Here is an 18,935-nt window from a genome sequence, read left to right as displayed (position 1 = left end):
CCTAGAGATGGCCGGATCAGGCCGGCTTGAGCCGTTCGGCGGGCTCAGGCGGCGTGAGGGCCAGCGTGGTGCTCACGCGCACGCAGTCCTTGATGTGCTGTTCGCCCAGCGCGCGCAGCGCGGCATAGCCGAGCGCGGCCGACACGACCTGGCCGGCGATGGGCACGTACTTGGTGGCCTGCTTGGCGGTGAGGCGGATGCCGGCGTGCCGGGCCAGCTTCATGAGCAGCTCGCGCGTGACGAGCCGTCCCACGAGCAGGGCGCCGAGCGTGGTCGCGGCCTTCTGGATGCGCTCGCGCTGGTGCGGCGCGAGCTTTTCGACCTGGGTGACCGAGAGCCCGAACTCGGCGCTGATCTGCGGCACGAGGCGCGACAGCAGCGCCGCGTCGGCCATCCAGTCGACGCCCGGCAGCGGCACGGCGCTGGCGGCGGCGGCCATGAGGGCCTTGCGGCCGATCAGGCGTCGACTGCGGTGGATGGCCGCGATGAGTTTTTCATCGCCCCGGGCGAGTTCGATCGAAGAAGGCATGCAGCGTGGCTCCTTGGCGGGTTCCCTGAGCGTGCCATGCTACCCGGCCGCGCCGGTGGAGACCGGCCGGGCCGTGCGGGCGGCAGGGGTTATGCCGCCAGCGCTTCGAGCTGGTCGGACAGCGCCAGCCAGCGCTCTTCGAGCTGCGCGATCTCGTCGTTGAGCGCCTTCAGCCGCTTGCCGGCGTCGGCGATCTCCGCGGGCGGCAGCGGTTCGGCCAGCCGGGCTTCGAGCGTGCTGCGCTCGGCGCTGGCCGCGGCCATGCGCTCGTCGATCTTGGCGATCTCCTTCTTCAGCGGCTTGGCCTGCTCGCTGCGCTGCTGGCGCTCCTGGGCGTCCTGCTTGCGCTGCTCGGGGGTGTTACTGCTCTTCACTGGCGCTGCAGCTGCGGCGGCCGCAGCTGCAGCCGCCACGGCGTCCGCTTCGCGCACGGCCACCTTGGCCTCTTCGCGCAGGCGCTTGGATTCGTCGAGCAGGTAGCGCTGGTAGTCGTCCAGGTCGCCGTCGAAGTCGGTGACGACGCCGCGGCCCACGAGCCAGAACTCGTCGCACACCGAGCGCAGCAGCGCACGGTCGTGGCTCACCAGCATCAGCGTGCCTTCGAACTCGTTGAGCGCCACGGCCAGGGCCTCGCGGGTGGCCAGGTCCAGGTGGTTGGTGGGCTCGTCCAGCAGCAGCAGGTTGGGGCGCTGCCAGACCATCATCGCGAGCACGAGGCGGGCCTTTTCGCCGCCGCTCATGGTGCCCACGGGCTGCTTGACCATGTCGCCGCTGAAGTTGAAGCTGCCCAGGAAGCCGCGCAGGGCCTGCTCGCCGGTGGCTTCCTTGGCATTGCTGCCCAGCTCGCGCGCCATGCGCACCATGTGCTCCAGCGGGTTGTCCTGCGGGCGCAGCACGTCGAGTTCCTGCTGCGCGAAGTAGCCGATGTTCAGGCCCTTGCCTTCGGTGACCTGGCCGGCCAGCGCGCCCATTTCGCGCGCGATGGTCTTCACCAGCGTCGACTTGCCCTGGCCGTTGGCGCCCAGGATGCCGATGCGCTGGCCCGCCAGCACCGAGCGGCTCACGCCGCGCAGGATGGTCTTGGGCGCTTCGCCTTCAACCTCGTAGCCGAAGCTGGCGTTGTCGATCGAGAGCATCGGGTTCGGGATGTTGCCCGGCTCCTTGAACTCGAAGGTGAAGTCGGCCTCGGCCAGCAGCGGCGCCACTTTTTCCATGCGCTCCAGCGCCTTGACACGGCTTTGCGCCTGTTTGGCCTTGCTGGCCTTGGCCTTGAAGCGGTCGATGAACTTCTGCAGGTGGGCGATCTTGTCCTGCTGCTTGCTGAAGGCCACTTGCTGCTGCTCCATCTGCAGCGCGCGCATGTCCTCGAACTTGCTGTAGTTGCCGCCGTAGCGCGTGAGCTGGGCGTTGGCGATGTGCAGGGTGACGTCGGTCACGGCGTCGAGAAACTCGCGGTCGTGGCTGATGACGATCATGGTGCCGGCGTACTTCTGCAGCCAGGCTTCGAGCCAGACGAGCGCGTCCAGGTCCAGGTGGTTGGTCGGTTCGTCGAGCAGCAGCAGGTCGCTCGGGCACATCAGCGCGCGGGCCAGTTGCAGGCGCATGCGCCAGCCGCCCGAGAAGCTGTTGACGGGCTCGTCCAACTCGTGCGACTTGAAGCCCAGGCCCAGCACCAGCGCCTGCGCGCGCGGCACGGCGTCGTGCTCGCCGGCGTCGGCCAGGTCGGTGTAGGCGTGGGCCAGCTCCATGCCGATGTCGGCGTCGTCGGGGTTCTCGGCGTAGGCGGCCTCGATGGCGGCCAGCGTGGCGCGCAGCTCGGTCAGGCGCGTGTCGCCGCCCACCACGAAGTCGGTGGCCGACTCCTCGGTCTCGGGCATGTCCTGCGCGACCTGGGCCATGCGCCACTGCTTGGGAATGTAGAAGTCGCCGCCGTCTTCGTGCAGCGTGCCGTTGAACAGCGCGAACAGCGACGACTTGCCGGCGCCGTTGCGTCCCACCAGGCCGACCTTTTCGCCGGGGTTGAGATTGACGGTGGCGCCGTCCAGCAGTTTCTTGGCGCTGCGGCGAAGAATGACGTTTTTGAGAGTAATCATGAAATAGGAACCGTAGGGGGGATTATCCCGTCCGACCTTCAGCGAGCCGGCGCGAAGGGGCAAAGGCGGACATCGCCCGATGAAAGGGGGCGCAGCCCGGAGGCTGCGTGCAAGGCGGTGAAGCGGGGGCGGCGGGCGTCGCTAACGCACGCCGGCGCCGGCCAGCAGCGCCGTCCGGGTGACCAGCAACACCTGGTCTTCGCCGGCCGAGGTTTCGAGCCAGACCACCTCGAGCTGCGGAAACGCCGCCTCGAAGTAATCGCGCTCGTTGCCGATTTCGAGCACCAGCACGGCCTGCTCGCTCATGCGGGCGGGCGCGTCGGTGAACAGCTGGCGCACGAAATCCATGCCGTCGGTGCCGCCGGCCAGCGCCAGTTCGGGCTCGGCGCGGTATTCGGCGGGCAGCGCGGCCATGCTGGCGCTGTTCACGTAGGGCGGGTTGCACAGCACGAGGTCGTACGTGCCGGGCACGTTCCTCAGGCCGTCCGATTCGATCAGCGTGACGCGGGCGTCGAGCGCATGGCGCGTGACGTTGATGGCGGCCACTTCGAGTGCTTGCACCGACAGGTCGGCCGCGTCCACCGTCACATCCGGGTAGGTGAGCGCCGCGAGCACCGCGAGGCTGCCGTTGCCGGTGCACAGGTCGAGCACGCGCTGCGTGTGTTCGCCCAGCCAGTAGTCGATGCTGCCGTCGGCGATGAGCTCGGCAATGAAGCTGCGCGGCACGATGGCGCGCTCGTCCACGTAGAAGGGCACGCCTTGCAGCCACGCCTCTTTCGTGAGGTAGGCGGCGGGCTTGCGCGTGGCAATGCGCTCGTCGATGAGGGCAACCACCTTGGCAGCATCGGCCGGCGACACAGGGGTGTCGGCCACGGCGTCGATGTCGTCCAGCGGCTGCTTCAGGCGCCACAGCACGAGCCAGGCGGCTTCGTCGAAGGCGTTGGCGGTGCCGTGGCCGAAGGCCACGCCGGCGTCTTCGAGCCGCTTGGCGCCGGCTTCGATCAGTTCGATGACCGTGCTCATCGCGCGCCTTGCGCAAGCGCCGCGTCGAGCCCGCGCAGCGTGCGCAGGTAGATGTTCTTCAGCGTCTCGATCTCGGCGACGTCGATGTGCTCGTCGATCTTGTGGATGCTGGCGTTCACCGGGCCGCATTCGACCACCTGCTTGCAGATTTTGGCGATGAAGCGCGCGTCGCTGGTGCCGCCGCTGGTCGACAGCTCGGTGTCCAGGCCGGTTTCTTCGCGGATCGCCGCCTGCACCGCCGTGACGAGTTCGCCGGGCGTGGTCAGGAAGGGCAGGCCGCCGACGGTCCAGGTCAGCGTGCAGTCGACGCCGTGCGCGTCGAGCACGGCATGCACGCGCTGCTGCAGCGACTCGGGCGTCGATTCGGTCGAGAAGCGGAAATTGAAGTCGATCACCGCGCTGCCCGGAATGACATTGCTCGCGCCGGTGCCCGCGTGGAAATTGCTGATCTGCCAGCTGGTCGGCTGGAAGTAGGGGTTGCTCTGCGCGTCCCAGCCACCGGCGGCGTTGATCGCCACCAGTTCGGCCAGCGCGGGCGCCACCGCGTGCACCGGGTTCTTCGCCAGGTGCGGGTAGGCGATGTGGCCCTGCACGCCGTTCACCGTGAGCTTGCCGCTCATGGTGCCGCGGCGACCGTTCTTGATCATGTCGCCGCAGCGCGCGACCGAGGTGGGCTCGCCGACGATGCAGTAGTCGATGGCTTCACCGCGTGCGGCCAGCGCATTGCAGACGATCACGGTGCCGTCGACGCCGGGGCCTTCCTCGTCGCTGGTCAGCAGCAGGGCCAGCGTGAGTGCCGGGTCGGGCTCGCCCTGCAGGAATTCTTCGATGGAGGTCACGAAGGCCGCGACCGAAGTCTTCATGTCGCAGGCGCCGCGGCCGTAGAGCTTGCCGTCGCGGTGCGTGGGCGTGAACGGGTGGCTGCTCCACTGGTCGAGCGGGCCGGTGGGCACCACGTCGGTGTGGCCGGCAAAGACCAGCGTCTTCGTGGCCTTGCCGTTGGTGGGGCGGCGCACGGCCCAGAGGTTGGTGACCCGGAAATCGGCCGGGCCGCTCTCGATGGTTTCCAGCGTAAAGCCCAGCGCGGCGAGGCGTTCGCCCAGGATCTGTTGGCAACCCGCGTCGTCGGGGGTGACGGAAGGGCGCGAGATCAGTTGTTCGGCGAGCTGGAGCGTACGGGACATCGAGGGAGCGGGGATTAAGGGGCGGTCAGAACTTCACGTCTAGCGTGATGTCGGTGAAAGTCGGTTCGTCGAGCTGGTCGGTCAGGTCGCGATCCTCGGCCTGCTTCTTGGGCGCGTCGCGGTTCTGCAGGCGCCACATCAGGTTGGTGGGCGAGTCGGCGTTGGCCAGGCCTTCCTCGCGGGTCACGCGTTCCTCGGTGATGAGGCGCGCGATGTCTTCCTCGAAGGTCTGCGAGCCTTCGGCCATCGATTGCTCCATGGCTTCCTTGACGCCGGAGAAGTCGCCCTTTTCGATCAGGTCGGCCACCAGCGCGGTGTTCAGCATCACTTCGAGCGCGGGCACACGCCCGCCGGCCGGCGTGCGCAGCAGGCGCTGCGACACCACGGCGCGCAGCGCCGAGCCCAGGTCGCCCAGCAGGGTGGGGCGCACCTCGACCGGGAAGAAGCTCAGGATGCGGTTCAGCGCGCGGTAGCTGTTGTTGGCGTGCAGCGTGGCCACGCACAGGTGGCCCGACTGCGCGTAGGCGATGGCGGCCGTCATGGTGTCGCGGTCGCGGATTTCGCCGATCTGGATCACGTCGGGCGCCTGGCGCAGTGCGTTCTTCAGGGCCACCTGCAGCGAGGTGGTGTCGCTGCCCACGTCGCGCTGGTTCACCAGCGATTTCTTGTTGGTGTAGGTGAACTCGATCGGCTCCTCGACCGTGAGGATGTGGCCGCTGGCGTGCTCGTTGCGGTAGTCGAGCATCGAGGCCAGCGTGGTCGTCTTGCCTGCGCCGGTGGCGCCCACCATCAGGATCAGCCCGCGCTTTTCCATGATGAGCGACTTCAGGATGTCGGGCAGGTTCAGGTCGTCGAAGCTGGGGATGACCGAGGCGATGTGCCGCACCACCACCGCGTAGCTGCCGCGCTGGCGCATGGCGCTGATGCGGTAGTTGCCGGCGCCTTCGAGGGCGACGGCCATGTTGAGTTCGCCCGTGTTTTCCAGTTCCTGGATGCGGGCTTCGGGCACCACTTCCGACAGCAGCGCCAGCGGCGCGGTCGGGGGCAGCACCTGCGCATTGATGGGCAGGCAGTTGCCGTTGATGCGGATCATCACCGGGGAGTGGGCCGAGAGGTAGATGTCGGAGGCCTTGCGCTCGGCCATCAAACGAAGAATCCGTTCCATCATGTTCATCGGTCTCTCTCCTCGGTGCTGTTTTTTCTCAGGGAAGAAGCGAACCGGCCGCGCGCGTTGAAGCAGGCGGCCGGTGGTGGGTGCGTTTTAGTCGCGCAGCAGGTCGTTCAGGCTGGTCTTCGAACGCGTCTGCGCGTCGACCGTCTTGACGATGACCGCGGCGTAGGTGCTGTAGTCCTGGCCCGACTTGGTCTTCTTGGGCAGGCTGCCGCTGATGACCACGCTGCCGGCGGGCACGCGGCCGTACGAGATCTCGCCGGTGTCGCGGTTGAAGATCGGGGTGCTCTGGCCCAGGTACACGCCCATGCCCAGCACCGAGTTCTCTTCGACGATCACGCCTTCGACGACTTCGGAGCGCGCGCCGATGAAGCAGTTGTCTTCGATGATGGTCGGGTTGGCTTGCAGCGGCTCGAGCACGCCGCCCAGGCCCACGCCGCCCGACAGGTGCACGTTGGCACCGACCTGCGCGCACGAACCCACGGTGGCCCAGGTGTCGACCATGGAGCCTTCGCCCACGTAGGCGCCGATGTTCACGTACGAGGGCATCAGGATCGCGCCCTTGGCGATGAAGCTGCCGCGGCGGGCCACGGCCGGGGGCACGATGCGCACGCCCGATTCCTTCAGCTCGGCGGCCGACAGGTGCGAGAACTTGGTCGGCACCTTGTCGTAGAAGCCCAGCGAGCCGGCCTGGATCTGCTCGTTGTCCTTCAGGCGGAACGACAGCAGCACGGCCTTCTTGATCCACTGGTGCACGGTCCACTGGCCCACGCCCTGGCGGGTGGCGACGCGCAGCTTGCCGTTGTTCAGCTCGGTGATCACGTGCTCGACGGCCTCGCGCACTTCGGCGGGGGCGGCGGTGATCGAGATGTTGGCGCGGTCTTCCCACGCGGCGTCGATGATTTGTTGCAGTTGCTGTGTCATGGAGAGAGTCTCGGGTGAAAAAGGGGGCAGGGAAGCGGGGCGACAGGGGGTCAGCGGCGGCCGTCTTTGACGAAACGGACGATGCGCTGGGCGGCCTCGACGCACTCGGCCGTTTCGGCCACCAGCGCCATGCGGATGCGACCGCGGCCCGGGTTGGCGCTGTGGTCGGTGTCGCGCGCCAGATAGCTCCCCGGCAGAACCGTGACATTGTATTGAGCGTAGAGCGCGCGGGCGAAGGCTTCGTCGTCGCCAGCCCACACTTCGGGCACGCCGGCCCAGAGGTAGAAGCTGGCGTCGGGCAGGCGCACGTCGAGCACGGGTTCGAGCAGCGGCGTGACGGCCGCGAACTTGGCGCGGTACTGGGCGCGGTTGTCGACCACGTGCGACTCGTCGCCCCAGGCCGCGATGCTGGCGGCGGCCACGGCGCCGCTCATGGCGCTGCCGTGGTAGGTGCGGTACAGCAAAAAGCCCTTGATGAGGGCCGCGTCGCCGGCCACGAAGCCGCTGCGCAGGCCGGGCACGTTGCTGCGCTTCGAAAGCGAGGTGAGCGCGATCAGGTTCTTGAAGTCGGGGCGACCGAGCTTCATCGAGGCTTCCAGGCCGCTCAGCGGGGGCTCGTCGCGGAAGTAGATCTCGCTGTAGCACTCGTCGGCGGCGATCACGAAGCCGTGGCGGTCGGACAGCGCGAAGAGCTTCTTCCACTCGTCCAGAGACATCACCGCGCCCGTGGGATTGCCCGGCGAGCAGACGAACACGAGCTGGGTGCGGGCCCAGACGTCGTCGGGCACGCTGTCCCAGTCGACGGCGAAGTTGCGGGCGGGCACGCTGGGCACGTAGTACGGCTCGGCGCCCGAGAGCAGGGCCGCGCCCTCGTAGATTTGATAGAACGGGTTGGGCGACATCACCACCGGCTTCGGGTGGGCGCTGGCGTCGACCACGGTCTGGGCGAGCGAGAACAGCGCCTCGCGCGAGCCGTTGACCGGCAGCACCTGGGTGGCCGGGTCGAGCGCCAGGCTGTAGCGGCGATGCAGCCAATGGGTGAAGGCGGTGCGCAGTTTCAGCTCGCCGGCGGTGGCCGGGTAGGCGGCAAGGGCGCCGAGGCCGGCGCTCAGGGCGTCCTTGATGAAGGCCGGCGTGGCGTGCTTGGGCTCGCCGATGCCCAGGCTGATGGGGGCGAATTCGGGGGCGGGCGTGACGCCCGCGAACAGCTGCTTCAGCCGCTCGAACGGGTACGGCTGCAATTTGGCAAGCAAGGGATTCATGCCCCGGATTATCGGCGACGGGCCGGGCGGCCCGCACGCCCCGCGCCCCTTGGCCCGCTCAGCAAAGCGGGCGGTTGAACTGGCCGATCATGTTGGCGAAGTTCTGGTTGTAGCGGTTGGCCGCGTCGACGATGGCCGAGCGGCCCATGCGGGCCATCGCACCGGTTTCCTTGCGCTTGAACACGCCGTCCTTGGTGTCCTTGATCACCGAGCGCGACTGGCCGATGAACTCGTTGATCTGCAGCATGCCGCCGCTGCAGCTCTTGCCGTTCTGGGTCGACTGCTCGCTGGTTTTCTTGCTCCAGCCTGCGGCCGAGTCGGCCACCAGCGCCAGCGAGGCCTCGAAGGCGGCCAGCGCCTGCGGGTCGTTGGGCGCGGCGAACAGCGCCATGGCGTCGGCGTGGTTGAGCTTGCCGTGGTAGATCAGGCCGGCGCGGTAGTAGGCGGCGGTGTCCTTGGGCGCCTTCTCGAAGGCTTCCCTGGTGAGCGCCCGGTCGCGGGCGCTCAGGCCCTTGTCGAAGGCCGCTTCGGCCTGCGCGACGGTGGTGAGCGCGGCCAGGTAGTCGGCGCTCATCTGGCGTGCCTTGTCGCCGTTGTCGGCGAGGTAGCCCTTGGAATTGGCGTAGTCGTTCAGCTCGCGGCTCAGCGGCGACAGCACCTTGAGCGCGGCCGAGAAGGCCTTGGCCGATTCGTCGATCTCGGGCAGCGGCGCGGCGATGGCGGCGGCGGCATCGAGCTTCTTCGCCGAGCGGTCGACCAGGATGTCGTTCTGGATGCGCAGGCTGGTGAGCGGCGCCTTGGCCTGCAACAGCGGCACCTGGCCGGTCACGTAGCTTTCGCGGGCTTCCTGGAACGAGGTGCGCAGGTTGTTCGAGACGTCGACGTAGAGGTTGTACTTCTCGACGAGCTGCTGCTGGTCGTTGCCGGCCGGGGCGGCGGGCTTTGCTTCGGCGGAAGCGGGCGGGGCCGTCTTGTCCGTCTTGTCGCCGCAGCCCGCGACGAGCGCCGACACGGCGACGAGGGTGGCACCCAGCAGGGCCTGGTAGTTCTTCATTCTTTCATTTCCTCCGTTGAAAAAAAACAGCACGGGCAGGCCGCGGAACGGCGGCTTGCCGGAAAAACATCGTGGGGAGGAGCGCCGCTGCCTGAGGACAGCGGTCGAGGGGGCGGGATGGGTCAGACGGCGGTGGCCGCGCTGCGCCGGTAGAAAGCGAGCGAGCCTGCCAGCGCCAGCAGCATGCCGCCGCAGGCGCGGTCGATCCAGCGCGTGGCCGACACCGTGAGCAGCCGGATCGCGCGGGCGCCGACGAAGGCGTAGGCCAGCATCACCGCCATGTCCAGCCCCGCGAAGATCAGCGCAATGATCAGGTACTGCGGCGCCTGCGCGGCGGCCGGGTCGATGAACTGCGGCAGCAGCGCCGAACAGAAGATGTAGCCCTTGGGGTTGGTCACCGCCACCAGGAACGACTTGAAGAAGATGCGCCGGCTTTCGACCGCCGTGACGGCGGCCGCGGCGTCCGCGCTCGGCAGCTGGAAGCCGCCCTGGGAGCGCAGCATGCGCAGTCCGAGCCAGGCCAGGTAGACCGCGCCGACCCACTTCAGCATCGAGAACCAGAACTCCGAGGCCGCCAGCAGCGCGCCCAGGCCGAGCGCCACGGCGCCGACCAGCACGAAGTCGGACAGCACCGCGCCGAGCATGCCCGGCAGCGCCCGGCGCACGCCGTGGCGCGAGCCGTTGCTCAGGGCCAGCAGCACGGTGGGGCCGGGCGTGGCGATGGCGGCGAAGGCCACGATGGCGAACAGCAGGGCGGTGGCGAGCGTCATCGGGGCGTCTTTCTTCGGGTGGGTTTCTTCTTCAGATCTTCTTGACCAGCACCTGGCTCTTGCGATCCCAGTTGTACTTGCGCTTGCGCGCCTCGGGCAGCCAGTCGGGGTTGACCTGCTGGAAGCCGCGCTTGAGGAACCAGTGCATCGTGACCGTGGTGAGCACGAAGATGCTCTCCAGGCCCATGGCCTTGGCGCGGTGCTCGATGCGCTTGAGGATGCGTTCGCCGTCGCCCTGCGACTGCGACTGCGGCGACACCGTGAGCGCCGCCATCTCGGCGGTCTTCGCCTCGGGGTACGGGTACAGCGCCGCGCAGCCGAAGATCACGCCGTCGTGCTCGATGACCGTGTAGTGGCCCACGTCGCGTTCGATCTCGGTGCGGTCGCGCTTGACCAGCGTGCCGTCGCGCTCGAAGGGTTCGATGAGCTGCAGGATGCCGCCGATGTCGTCCACCGTGGCTTCGCGCAGGCTCTCGAGCTTCTCGTCGATGACCATGGTGCCGACACCGTCGTGCACGTAGATCTCGAGCAGCAGCGAGCCGTCGAGCGCGAACGGCAGGATGTGGTTGCGCTCCACGCCGCCCTTGCAGGCCTTCACGCAGTGCTGCAGGTAGAAGGCGGTGTCGGTCGGCTTCTGCGCGGGCGGCAGCGAGGCCAGCAGCTTCTCGGCGGCGGCCAGCGGCAGCTCGGTATCGATCGGGTTGTCTTCGCTCTCGGGCAGTTCGCTGTCCACGCGGATGCCCGGCACTTCGGTCAGGAAGATCAGCTTGTCGGCCTGGATCGAGATGGCCACGCTGGTCGCCACTTCTTCCATCGTCAGGTTGAAGGCTTCGCCGGTCGGCGAGAAGCCGAAGGGCGACATCAGCACCATCGCGCCGAAGTCGAGCGTGCGGCGGATGCCGGCCGCGTCCACCTTGCGCACCAGGCCCGAATGCTTGAAGTCCACCCCGTCGACCACGCCCACGGGGCGCGCGGTGATGAAGTTGCCCGAGATCACGCGCACCGTTGAGCCGGCCATGGGCGTGTTGGGCAGGCCCTGGCTGAAGGCGGCCTCGATCTCGTAGCGCAGCTGGCCCGCGGCCTCCTGGGCCGAGTCGAGCGCCACGGCGTCGGTGATGCGGATGCCGTGCGAGTACTTCGCCTCGTGGCCCTTGGCCGCCAGCTGCTCGTTGACCTGCGGGCGGAAGCCGTGCACCAGCACGATCTTGACGCCCATGCTCTGGATCAGGGCCAGGTCCTGCGCGATGTTCTGCAGCTTGCCCGCCGCGATGGCCTCACCCGCGAGCGCGACCACGAAGGTCTTGCCGCGGTGCGTGTGGATGTAGGGCGCGACCGAGCGGAACCAGGGCACGAAGGTGAAATTGAAGACGGTGGACATGGGGCGTGATTGTGCATTCTTGGCAAGGTTTTGGTGCAGCGCGTCATGCCAGGGCGCGCAGCAGCCGGCCGGCCCCGGCCGCGGCGGGCGTGCCGCGGGCCTTGAAGGCCTCGAGCTGGTCGGCGTAGGCGTCCAGCGGCTCCACCGCCGCCTCGGCCGCACCCGCCGGCGCGGCCGGTGCCAGCGGCAGGCCGAGCAGTCCGGCGAGCTCGTCCGGCGCGATCGAACCGTGCGCCATCAGCGCATCGACCACCGCCATGAAGGCGGTGGCGTGCGCTTCGAGCAGGCCCAGCGCGCGGGTGTGTTCGCGCGCCAGGATGGCCTCGATCTCGCGGTTGGTGGCGGCCACGTCGGTGTTCAGGTTGTCGTTCGAATCGGTCGTCACGTCGGTGCGGCTCCAGCGGGTGCCGAAGCCCAGGTGGCGCACGTGGCGCGCCGCCGTCGCGGTCGCCTGCATCAGGTCGCGCTCGGCGCCGGTGGTGCAGCCCGATTCGCCGAACACCAGCCGCTCGGCCGCGCGGCCGGCCAGGCTCACGCAGACGCTGTCCAGCAGGTTGCGCTTGGACCAAGCCTTGCGCTTCACGTAGCTGTTGTAGCCACCCTCGAACGAGGCCACGTTGATGCGGATCTCCTGCGGCGCGCGGCCGAAGAGCAGGGCGTACACCAGGCCATGGCCGGCCTCGTGCACCGCGAGCAGCGCGCGGAAGTCGGCGTTGGCGCGCTGCTTGAGCCGGTTCAGCTCCAGCGCCACCGGGAACTCGCGCCGCGCCAGTCGGAAGCGCGCGACCAGGCGCGGGCCGCCGGGCGTGACCTCGCCGGGGTCGAGCATCAGCCACACGGGCTCGCTGCCGTGCGCGCCCTGTTCGAGCGCCCACAGCGCGGCATTGACCAGCGTCGCGCTCAGGATCGCGTGGATCGACGAGAACAGCGGCCGCGTGCCCTGCGCCGGGAACACGGCGTTGGCGTAGATCTGCTCGTACACGCTCGCGTCGAGCACGAAGCGCACGCCCGAGCTTTCCTGGATCTCGCTCACGTAGCGGTCGCAGATCGACAGGATCAGGCGCACGTAGGTGGCGCGGCTGAACGAGGGGTAGATCACGTGGTTGTTGCCCAGCCGCGCGACCTGCTCGGGCTTGAAGCGTTCGGCCAGCGCCTTCTTCACGTCGATGAGCGAGAGCTTCTTGGTCAGCGCGTGGAAAATGTCAGCGTCGGTGTCGCAGTCTTCCACCCGCTTGGCGGTCTCGGCGTACATCTCGTCGAGGTTGCCCGAGACGAAGACCAGCAGCTTGGAGTAGTCGGTTTCCCAGTTGTCCTGCGAGGCGCGGAAGGCGCGCAGCCGCGCCTGGATCTCGTCGGGCTTCCAGGTCATGATTTCGAGCAGCGACTCGCGCAGCTTCAGGCAGCGCTTGAACTCCTGGGCTTCCCAGGGCGAGAGCTGCAGGCGGCGCTTGCGCTTGGTCTTGCCAGCCTTTGCGCCGTCGTCCTCTTCGTCTTCTTCGTCGTCGTCGTCGGTGCGACGGTCCTGGTCGTACTCGGCCCAGGCCAGCGACGACTCGATCTCGCTGAGCACCGACAGCGACGGAGGCAGGCGGCCGTCGGACAGCAGCGCCCACACGTCCTGGTAGCGCTCCACGCGCGCTTCCTTGCCGCTGGCGTCCACGGTGCGAAAGCGCTGGAACTCGTCGAGCACGAGGATGCCGGGCGCGCCCTCGGCGATGCCCGACTCGGCCAGCATGGCCGAGATCGAGCCGGCGGTGCGGTGGCCCGAGCCGTGGCTGAAGCCGTCCATCTGCACTTCGATGAAGCGGTCGTAGAAGCCCAGGTGCTGCGCCAGGCGCCGCACGAGCTGCGTCTTGCCGGTGCCGGTCAGGCCCCACAGGCAGATGACGACCGGGCGGCTGATGAGCTGCGGCAGCACGTACCAGGCGCGCAGCGAATCGATCACGCGATCGATGATCTCGTCGATGCCGAACAGCTCGGCCTTCAGCGAATGGGCAATGGCCTGCAGGTGGCGCGTGCGCTCGGCCAGCGTGGTGTGCAGGTCGCGGGAAATGTCTGGATGCGACATGAGGTTCTTTTTTTCTTCGAATGATTTGGGACACGGAAACAGGAATGCGGCCGCTGCTCCACGCGAGATGCGAGGAGGGCGGTGGTGCAGGCGCTGTGCGGGTCAGGCTGGCGCGCTTCGACCGAAGTGAAGCGCGAGCGGTGGGCGTTCAGTTCCGCGAAGGAAGCTGAAGCCGGCGCGCGGGCTTCGTCAGGCCGGGCGGGTCGCCTTGACCCCGCCGCGTGCAAGGACGCGGCTTGCGCAGCGGATGCGCATCGAAAGGGGGGCAAGGAAGGAGGTCATGGCCGCGATCGTAGCGGCAGCATGCGGTAGAGTAAAGAGTCTTTACGAAATTTTCTGCGCCACCTGCTGCATGCGGCCTCGCTGTGGATGCCATGCAACAGCGCCGGGGCCCCGCGATAATTGGCGGTTTGCCCGCCTGCCGCCGCGCGCAACGACCGACGACTGCCTTGCCTTGACGACCCTCACACCTCCCGCCCCCCTGCGCATCGAGTTTCCCGAATCGCTCCCGGTCTCCGGCCGGCGCGAGGAGATCATGGCCGCCATTGCGGCGCACCAAGTCGTGATCGTCTGCGGCGAAACGGGCTCGGGCAAGACCACGCAGCTGCCGAAGATCGCGCTGGCGCTCGGGCGCGGCAAGCTCAACGCGGAGCCCGGCAAGGGCCGCCTCATCGGCCACACGCAGCCGCGCCGCATTGCCGCCAGCTCGGTCGCCAAGCGCATCGCCGAAGAGCTGAAGACGCCGCTGGGCGACGTGGTCGGCTTCAAGGTGCGTTTTCAGGACCGCCTGAGCCGCGACGCCTCGGTCAAGCTGATGACCGACGGCATCCTGCTGGCCGAGACGCAGACCGATCCGCTGCTCAAGGCCTACGACACGCTCATCATCGACGAGGCCCACGAGCGCTCGCTGAACATCGACTTCCTGCTGGGCTACCTGCGCGAGATCCTTCCGCGCCGGCCCGATCTGAAGATCATCGTCACCTCGGCCACCATCGATGCCGACCGCTTCGCGCAGCACTTCGCTTCGGCCAAAGGCCCGGCGCCGACGATCATGGTGTCGGGCCGCACCTTCCCCGTCGAGCAGCGCTACCGGCCGTTCGAGGAGTCGCGCGAGCACGACCTGAACGACGCCATTGCCGACGCGGTCGACGAACTCTGGCGCGACCCGCACAACGCGGGCGACATCCTGATCTTCCTGCCCGGCGAACGCGAGATCCGCGAGGCGGCCGATCACCTGCGCCGCCACGTCAGCCACCAGCCGCTGTTCCGCAACGCCGAGGTGCTGCCGCTGTTCGCCCGGTTGTCGGGCCCCGAGCAGGACCGCATCTTCGAAAGCCACCACGGCCGGCGCATCGTGCTGGCCACCAACGTGGCCGAGACCTCGCTCACCGTGCCGGGCATCCGCTACGTGATCGACACCGGCACGGCGCGCGTCAAACGCTACAGCTTCCGCAGCAAGGTCGAGCAGCTGCTGGTCGAGCCGATCAGCCAAGCCGCGGCCAACCAGCGCGCGGGCCGATGCGGGCGCGTGGCGAACGGCATCTGCATCCGCCTGTACGACGAGAAGGACTTTGCGGGCCGCCCGCGCTTCACCGATCCGGAAATCTTGCGTTCGTCGCTCGCAGGCGTGATCCTGCGCATGAAGTCGCTGCGGCTGGGCGACGTGGCGCGCTTCCCGTTCCTCGAAGCGCCGTCGCCGCGCGCGATTGCCGACGGCTACCAGCTGCTGAACGAGTTGGGCGCGGTCGACGATGCCAATGAACTCACGGCCACCGGCGCCGAGCTGGCCAAGCTGCCGCTCGATCCGCGCGTGGGCCGCATGATTCTCGAAGCCCGCACGCGCGGTGCGCTCGAAGAAGTGCTCGTCATCGCCTCGGCGCTCAGCGTGCAGGACGTGCGCGACCGCCCGATGGACGCGCAGCAGCAGGCCGACCAGGCGCACTCGAAATTCGACGACGAAAAGAGCGAGTTCAGCGGCTACCTGCGGTTGTGGAAGTGGATCGCCGACGCGCGCGGCGGCCACGGCGACACGCACAAGCTCAGCAACCGCCAGTACGAGCAGCTGCTGCGCCAGAACTTCATCAACATCCGCCGCGTGCGCGAATGGCGCGACATCCATTCGCAGCTGCTCACGGTGGTCACCGAGCACAAGTGGCGCATCAACGCCACGCCGGCCGGCTATGAGCCGCTGCACCTGTCGATGCTCGCGGGCCTGCTGGGCAACGTGGGCTGGAAGCTCGAAGACGACGAGGCGTACCTCGGCGCGCGCGGCATCAAGTTCTACAAGCACCCCGGCGCGCACCTGAAGAAGAAGCCCGGGCGCTGGATCGTCGCGGCCGAACTGGTCGAGACCACGCGCCTGTTCGGGCGCGGCATCGCCAACATCGAGCCGCAGTGGCTCGAGCAGGTGGCGGAGCATCTGCTGAAGAAACAGCTGCTCGATCCGCACTGGGAGAAGAAGGGTGCGCAGGTCTCGGCGCTGGAGCGCGCGACGCTGTACGGCCTCGTGGTCTACAGCGGGCGGCGCGTCGATTTCACCAAGGTCGATCCGGTGTCGGCGCGCGAGATCTTCATCCGCGAAGCGCTGGTCGGCGGTCAGTGGGAAAGCAAGTTTCCGTTCCTCACGGCCAACCGCAAGCTGGTGCGCGAGGTCGAAGGCCTGGAGCACAAGGCGCGCCGGCAGGACGTGCTGGTCGACGACGAACTGATCTTCGCCTTCTACGACGCGCAGCTGCCGGCGGACGTGGCCAGCGGCATCACCTTCGAGAACTGGTACCGCCACGCCTCGAAGGACCAGCCGCGCCTGCTGTACCTCACGCGCGACGAGCTCATGCGCCACCAGGCCGCCGGCATCACGACGCAGTCGTTCCCGCCCACGCTGCGCCTGGGCGGCGTCGATTGCGCCGCGAGCTACCTGCACGAGCCGGGCGACGCGAAAGACGGCCTCACGGTCAGCGTGCCGCTGTTCGTGCTCAACCAGGTGAACGAAGAGCGCTGCGAGTGGCTGGTGACCGGCATGCTCAAGGACAAGATCCAGGCGCTGCTCAAGAGCCTGCCGCAGCGCCCGCGCTCGCGGCTGGTGCCGCTGCCCGAGTCGGCCTCGAAGCTGGCGGAGGAGCTGTCGGCGCCCGAACTCTTCGGCACCGGCTCGCTCACCGACGTGCTGCTCAAGCGTGTGCGCGACCTGACCAGCATCGACGTGAAGCGCGCCGACTTCAAGCTCGACATGCTCGCGCCGCACCTGTTCATGAACCTGCGCATCGTCGACGAGCACGGCCGCCAGCTGGGCATGGGCCGCAACCTCGGCGCGCTGAAGGCGGAGCTGGGCGCGCAGGCGCGCGGTGCGTTCCAGGCGCTCGCAGGGCTCAACGTGAAGGCGTCGCCGGCCCCCAAGGCCGCGCCTGCGAACGGGGCCCAGGCGCCGGCGAAGAACGCCGCGCCCGAGAAGGCGGCACCCACGCTGCCCGCCGGCCAGCGCTACACGAGCTGGACCTTCGGCGAGCTGCCCGAGCTGATGGAAGTGCGGCGCGGTTCGCAGTCGCTCATCGGCTTCCCGGCGCTGCGCGACGAAGGCGATGCCGTGACCATCGAGGTGTTCGACGAGCCCGCCGTGGCGGCTGCCAAGCACCGCGCTGGCCTGCGCCGCCTGTTCGCGCTGCAGCTGAAGGACGCGCTGAAGTACCTCGAGAAGAACATCCCCGACCTGCAGAAGATGTCGGTCGCCTACATGCCGCTGGGCACGTCGGAAGAACTGCGCACGCAGATCATCGACGTGGCGATCGACCGCGCCTTCCTGCAGGAGCCGCTGCCGACCGACGAGTTCGCCTTCAAGAAGCGGCTCGAGGAAGGGCGCGGGCGGCTCACGCTGATCGCCAACGAGGTGGCGCGGCTCGCGGGCGTCATCCTCGTGGAGTACGCAGCGGCGGCGCGCAAGATCAAGGACACGAAGGTCCAGCCCGAGGCGGTGCAGGACGCAGCGCAGCAGCTGCAGAAGCTCGTGGGCAAGCGCTTCATCGCCGACGCGCCGTGGACGCAGCTGCAGCACTTCGCGCGCTACCTCAAGGCCATCGTGCTGCGCCTGGACAAGCTGCGTGCCGACCCCGCGCGCGACACGGCCAAGCTGGCCGAGCTGAAGCCGCAAGAGCAGCGCTACTGGCGCCTCGTGGCCGAGCGCAAGGGCGTGGTGGACGACCGCATGCTCGAATTCCGCTGGTTGCTCGAGGAGCTGCGCGTGAGCTTCTTCGCGCAGGAGCTGCGCACGCCGCAACCGGTGAGCGTGAAGCGGCTCGACAAGGCCTGGGCGCAGCTTCAGGCGTAAAAAAAGCCCGCGGCGACGCGGGCTTTTTTCATGATGGCGCGGGCGCTATATGCGGCCCATGAGCACGAGGATCACCAGGACCAGCACCACGAGCCCGAGGCCGCCGCTGGGCCCGTAGCCCCAGGACCGGCTGTAACCCCAGCTCGGCAGCGCGCCGATCAGCAGCAGGATCAGGACGATCAGCAGAATGAACGAGAGGGACATGTTTTTTCTCCTGGGACGTTGTTGTCACGAGCCTCCATGCTCGTCGTCCCGGGGCGCCGCGAGCGCCGGAGAGCCGCCCCTGACGCGGTCAGGGCTGTCCTACCGCGGGCGTCGGCGCTTTACCGGTGCGCCTGCCAGCAGGAAGTGCATGGCCACGCCCACCGCCAGGAAGATGGCACCCAGCCCGCCGACGATGGCGGCGCCGCCCCACAGGTCGAAGAAGCCGTCGAGCCGGGCGTCCTGCGGGTTCGCGGGGTTGAAGAACACGCCGACGACTTCGCCCTTGTCGTAGGCAGGCGGGTTGCTGCTGCTCGAGGGCGAGAACTCGACGATCGCGCCCGAGGGCAGCGTGAAGCGCACCAGCGGGCGCCACGTCGGCGAATTGCTGCGGCTCGAAGTTCCCGCGGACTGCAACGCGATCACCTCGCCCTGCGCCTTGCCGGCCGATGCGACGAACTTCGTGGTGTTCTGGTAGAGCAGCCAGCCGCCGAGGAGCATGAGCGCGCCGACGAGCGTGAAGATGCGCGTGATGAGGCGGGTGGGGTTCATTGAGGTGGGCTTCAGTTGCGCATCCACTCGGCCGACAAGGTGCCCACGGCGGCCAGCACGAGGCTCGACACCAGGAAGCCCGCAGCCCCCAGCGTGGCCAGCAGGGCCCGTCGCCAGGGGCGCGTGCGGAAGAAATAGACCGGGATGCCCAGCAGTGGAAACACCCCCGCGAGCAGCGCCGAGCGACCGGGCGCGGGCACGCCGCGCGCGAGGCCGTCGGCCCGGCACCACGTGTAGCACAGCGCCGAGATGAGGAACACATGCACCACGTCCAGCGCGGTGTAGTCCTTGCCGCGCAGCGGCGGCAGGAACGCGTCGGCGATGCCCACCACGAGGAACGAGAGGGCCAGGGCCAGCAGGATCCAGCGCGGCCGGTTCATCGTCATCGCGGCACCCGGAGCGTGGCCG

General features: G+C 68.5%; 15 protein-coding genes. 1 reads left to right on the top strand and 14 read right to left on the bottom strand.

Annotated elements, in window-relative coordinates:
• Positions 1 to 16: 16 nt before the first annotated feature.
• From AC07SQ_RS02280 to AC07SQ_RS02230, 11 genes are all read right to left on the bottom strand, one after another.
• On the bottom strand, positions 17 to 529 hold the full coding sequence (locus tag AC07SQ_RS02280) for a hypothetical protein (RefSeq protein WP_139701662.1): 513 nt from the start codon (positions 527 to 529) through the stop codon (positions 17 to 19).
• A gap of 89 nt (positions 530 to 618) precedes the next feature.
• Positions 619 to 2,622, bottom strand: a complete 2,004-nt coding sequence (locus AC07SQ_RS02275) for an ABC-F family ATP-binding cassette domain-containing protein (RefSeq protein WP_495270905.1) — start codon at positions 2,620 to 2,622, stop codon at positions 619 to 621.
• A 141-nt stretch (positions 2,623 to 2,763) separates the two neighbouring features.
• Complete coding sequence (gene prmB, locus AC07SQ_RS02270; RefSeq protein ID WP_495270904.1) at positions 2,764 to 3,645, bottom strand: 50S ribosomal protein L3 N(5)-glutamine methyltransferase; 882 nt, start codon at positions 3,643 to 3,645, stop codon at positions 2,764 to 2,766.
• A complete protein-coding gene (gene dapE / locus AC07SQ_RS02265) occupies positions 3,642 to 4,829 on the bottom strand; it encodes a succinyl-diaminopimelate desuccinylase (protein WP_495270903.1) in 1,188 nt (395 codons plus the stop codon). Before dapE ends, prmB begins: the two co-directional genes overlap by 4 nt.
• A 25-nt stretch (positions 4,830 to 4,854) precedes the next feature.
• Positions 4,855 to 6,003: a PilT/PilU family type 4a pilus ATPase gene (locus tag AC07SQ_RS02260; protein ID WP_062470184.1), complete on the bottom strand. Its 1,149-nt coding sequence runs from the start codon at positions 6,001 to 6,003 to the stop codon at positions 4,855 to 4,857.
• Between the two features lie 87 nt (positions 6,004 to 6,090).
• The gene (gene dapD, locus AC07SQ_RS02255; protein WP_495270902.1) at positions 6,091 to 6,924 is read right to left on the bottom strand and encodes a 2,3,4,5-tetrahydropyridine-2,6-dicarboxylate N-succinyltransferase; all 834 of its coding nucleotides are present in this window, start codon (positions 6,922 to 6,924) and stop codon (positions 6,091 to 6,093) included.
• A gap of 50 nt (positions 6,925 to 6,974) precedes the next feature.
• Positions 6,975 to 8,186: a succinyldiaminopimelate transaminase gene (gene dapC / locus AC07SQ_RS02250; RefSeq protein WP_495270901.1), complete on the bottom strand. Its 1,212-nt coding sequence runs from the start codon at positions 8,184 to 8,186 to the stop codon at positions 6,975 to 6,977.
• Positions 8,187 to 8,244: 58 nt separating this feature from the next.
• Positions 8,245 to 9,240 (bottom strand): DUF3829 domain-containing protein, encoded by a 996-nt coding sequence (locus AC07SQ_RS02245; protein WP_369628975.1) that lies wholly within the window; start codon positions 9,238 to 9,240, stop codon positions 8,245 to 8,247.
• A gap of 122 nt (positions 9,241 to 9,362) precedes the next feature.
• Positions 9,363 to 10,010, bottom strand: a complete 648-nt coding sequence (locus AC07SQ_RS02240) for a LysE family translocator (protein ID WP_495270900.1) — start codon at positions 10,008 to 10,010, stop codon at positions 9,363 to 9,365.
• A gap of 31 nt (positions 10,011 to 10,041) precedes the next feature.
• Complete coding sequence (gene argA, locus AC07SQ_RS02235) at positions 10,042 to 11,388, bottom strand: amino-acid N-acetyltransferase (protein ID WP_062470199.1); 1,347 nt, start codon at positions 11,386 to 11,388, stop codon at positions 10,042 to 10,044.
• Between the two features lie 43 nt (positions 11,389 to 11,431).
• A complete protein-coding gene (locus AC07SQ_RS02230) occupies positions 11,432 to 13,456 on the bottom strand; it encodes an AAA family ATPase (RefSeq protein WP_495270899.1) in 2,025 nt (674 codons plus the stop codon).
• A 352-nt stretch (positions 13,457 to 13,808) separates the two neighbouring features.
• Between AC07SQ_RS02230 and hrpA the strand changes: the two genes are divergently transcribed.
• Positions 13,809 to 17,774 carry an ATP-dependent RNA helicase HrpA gene (hrpA, locus tag AC07SQ_RS02225; protein ID WP_495270898.1) on the top strand — a complete coding sequence of 1,322 codons (3,966 nt, stop codon included), beginning with the start codon at positions 13,809 to 13,811 and terminating at the stop codon, positions 17,772 to 17,774.
• A gap of 45 nt (positions 17,775 to 17,819) precedes the next feature.
• Here hrpA and AC07SQ_RS02220 read toward each other — a convergent pair whose 3' ends face one another.
• The 3 genes from AC07SQ_RS02220 to AC07SQ_RS02210 all read right to left on the bottom strand — a co-directional run bounded on the left by AC07SQ_RS02220 (position 17,820) and on the right by AC07SQ_RS02210 (position 18,913).
• The gene (locus tag AC07SQ_RS02220) at positions 17,820 to 17,978 is read right to left on the bottom strand and encodes a DUF3309 family protein (protein ID WP_082817953.1); all 159 of its coding nucleotides are present in this window, start codon (positions 17,976 to 17,978) and stop codon (positions 17,820 to 17,822) included.
• 99 nt (positions 17,979 to 18,077) lie between these two features.
• A complete protein-coding gene (locus tag AC07SQ_RS02215) occupies positions 18,078 to 18,527 on the bottom strand; it encodes a DUF3592 domain-containing protein (protein WP_495270897.1) in 450 nt (149 codons plus the stop codon).
• Between the two features lie 11 nt (positions 18,528 to 18,538).
• Positions 18,539 to 18,913, bottom strand: coding sequence for a rard protein (locus tag AC07SQ_RS02210; protein ID WP_495270896.1), 375 nt, complete (start codon positions 18,911 to 18,913; stop codon positions 18,539 to 18,541).
• Positions 18,914 to 18,935: the final 22 nt, after the last annotated feature.

The organism is Variovorax sp. GW821-FHT06D12 (assembly GCF_059419205.1).
The sequence above is the reverse complement of the archived record's forward strand: the minus strand, read 5'-3'. Positions and strand labels throughout refer to the sequence as shown.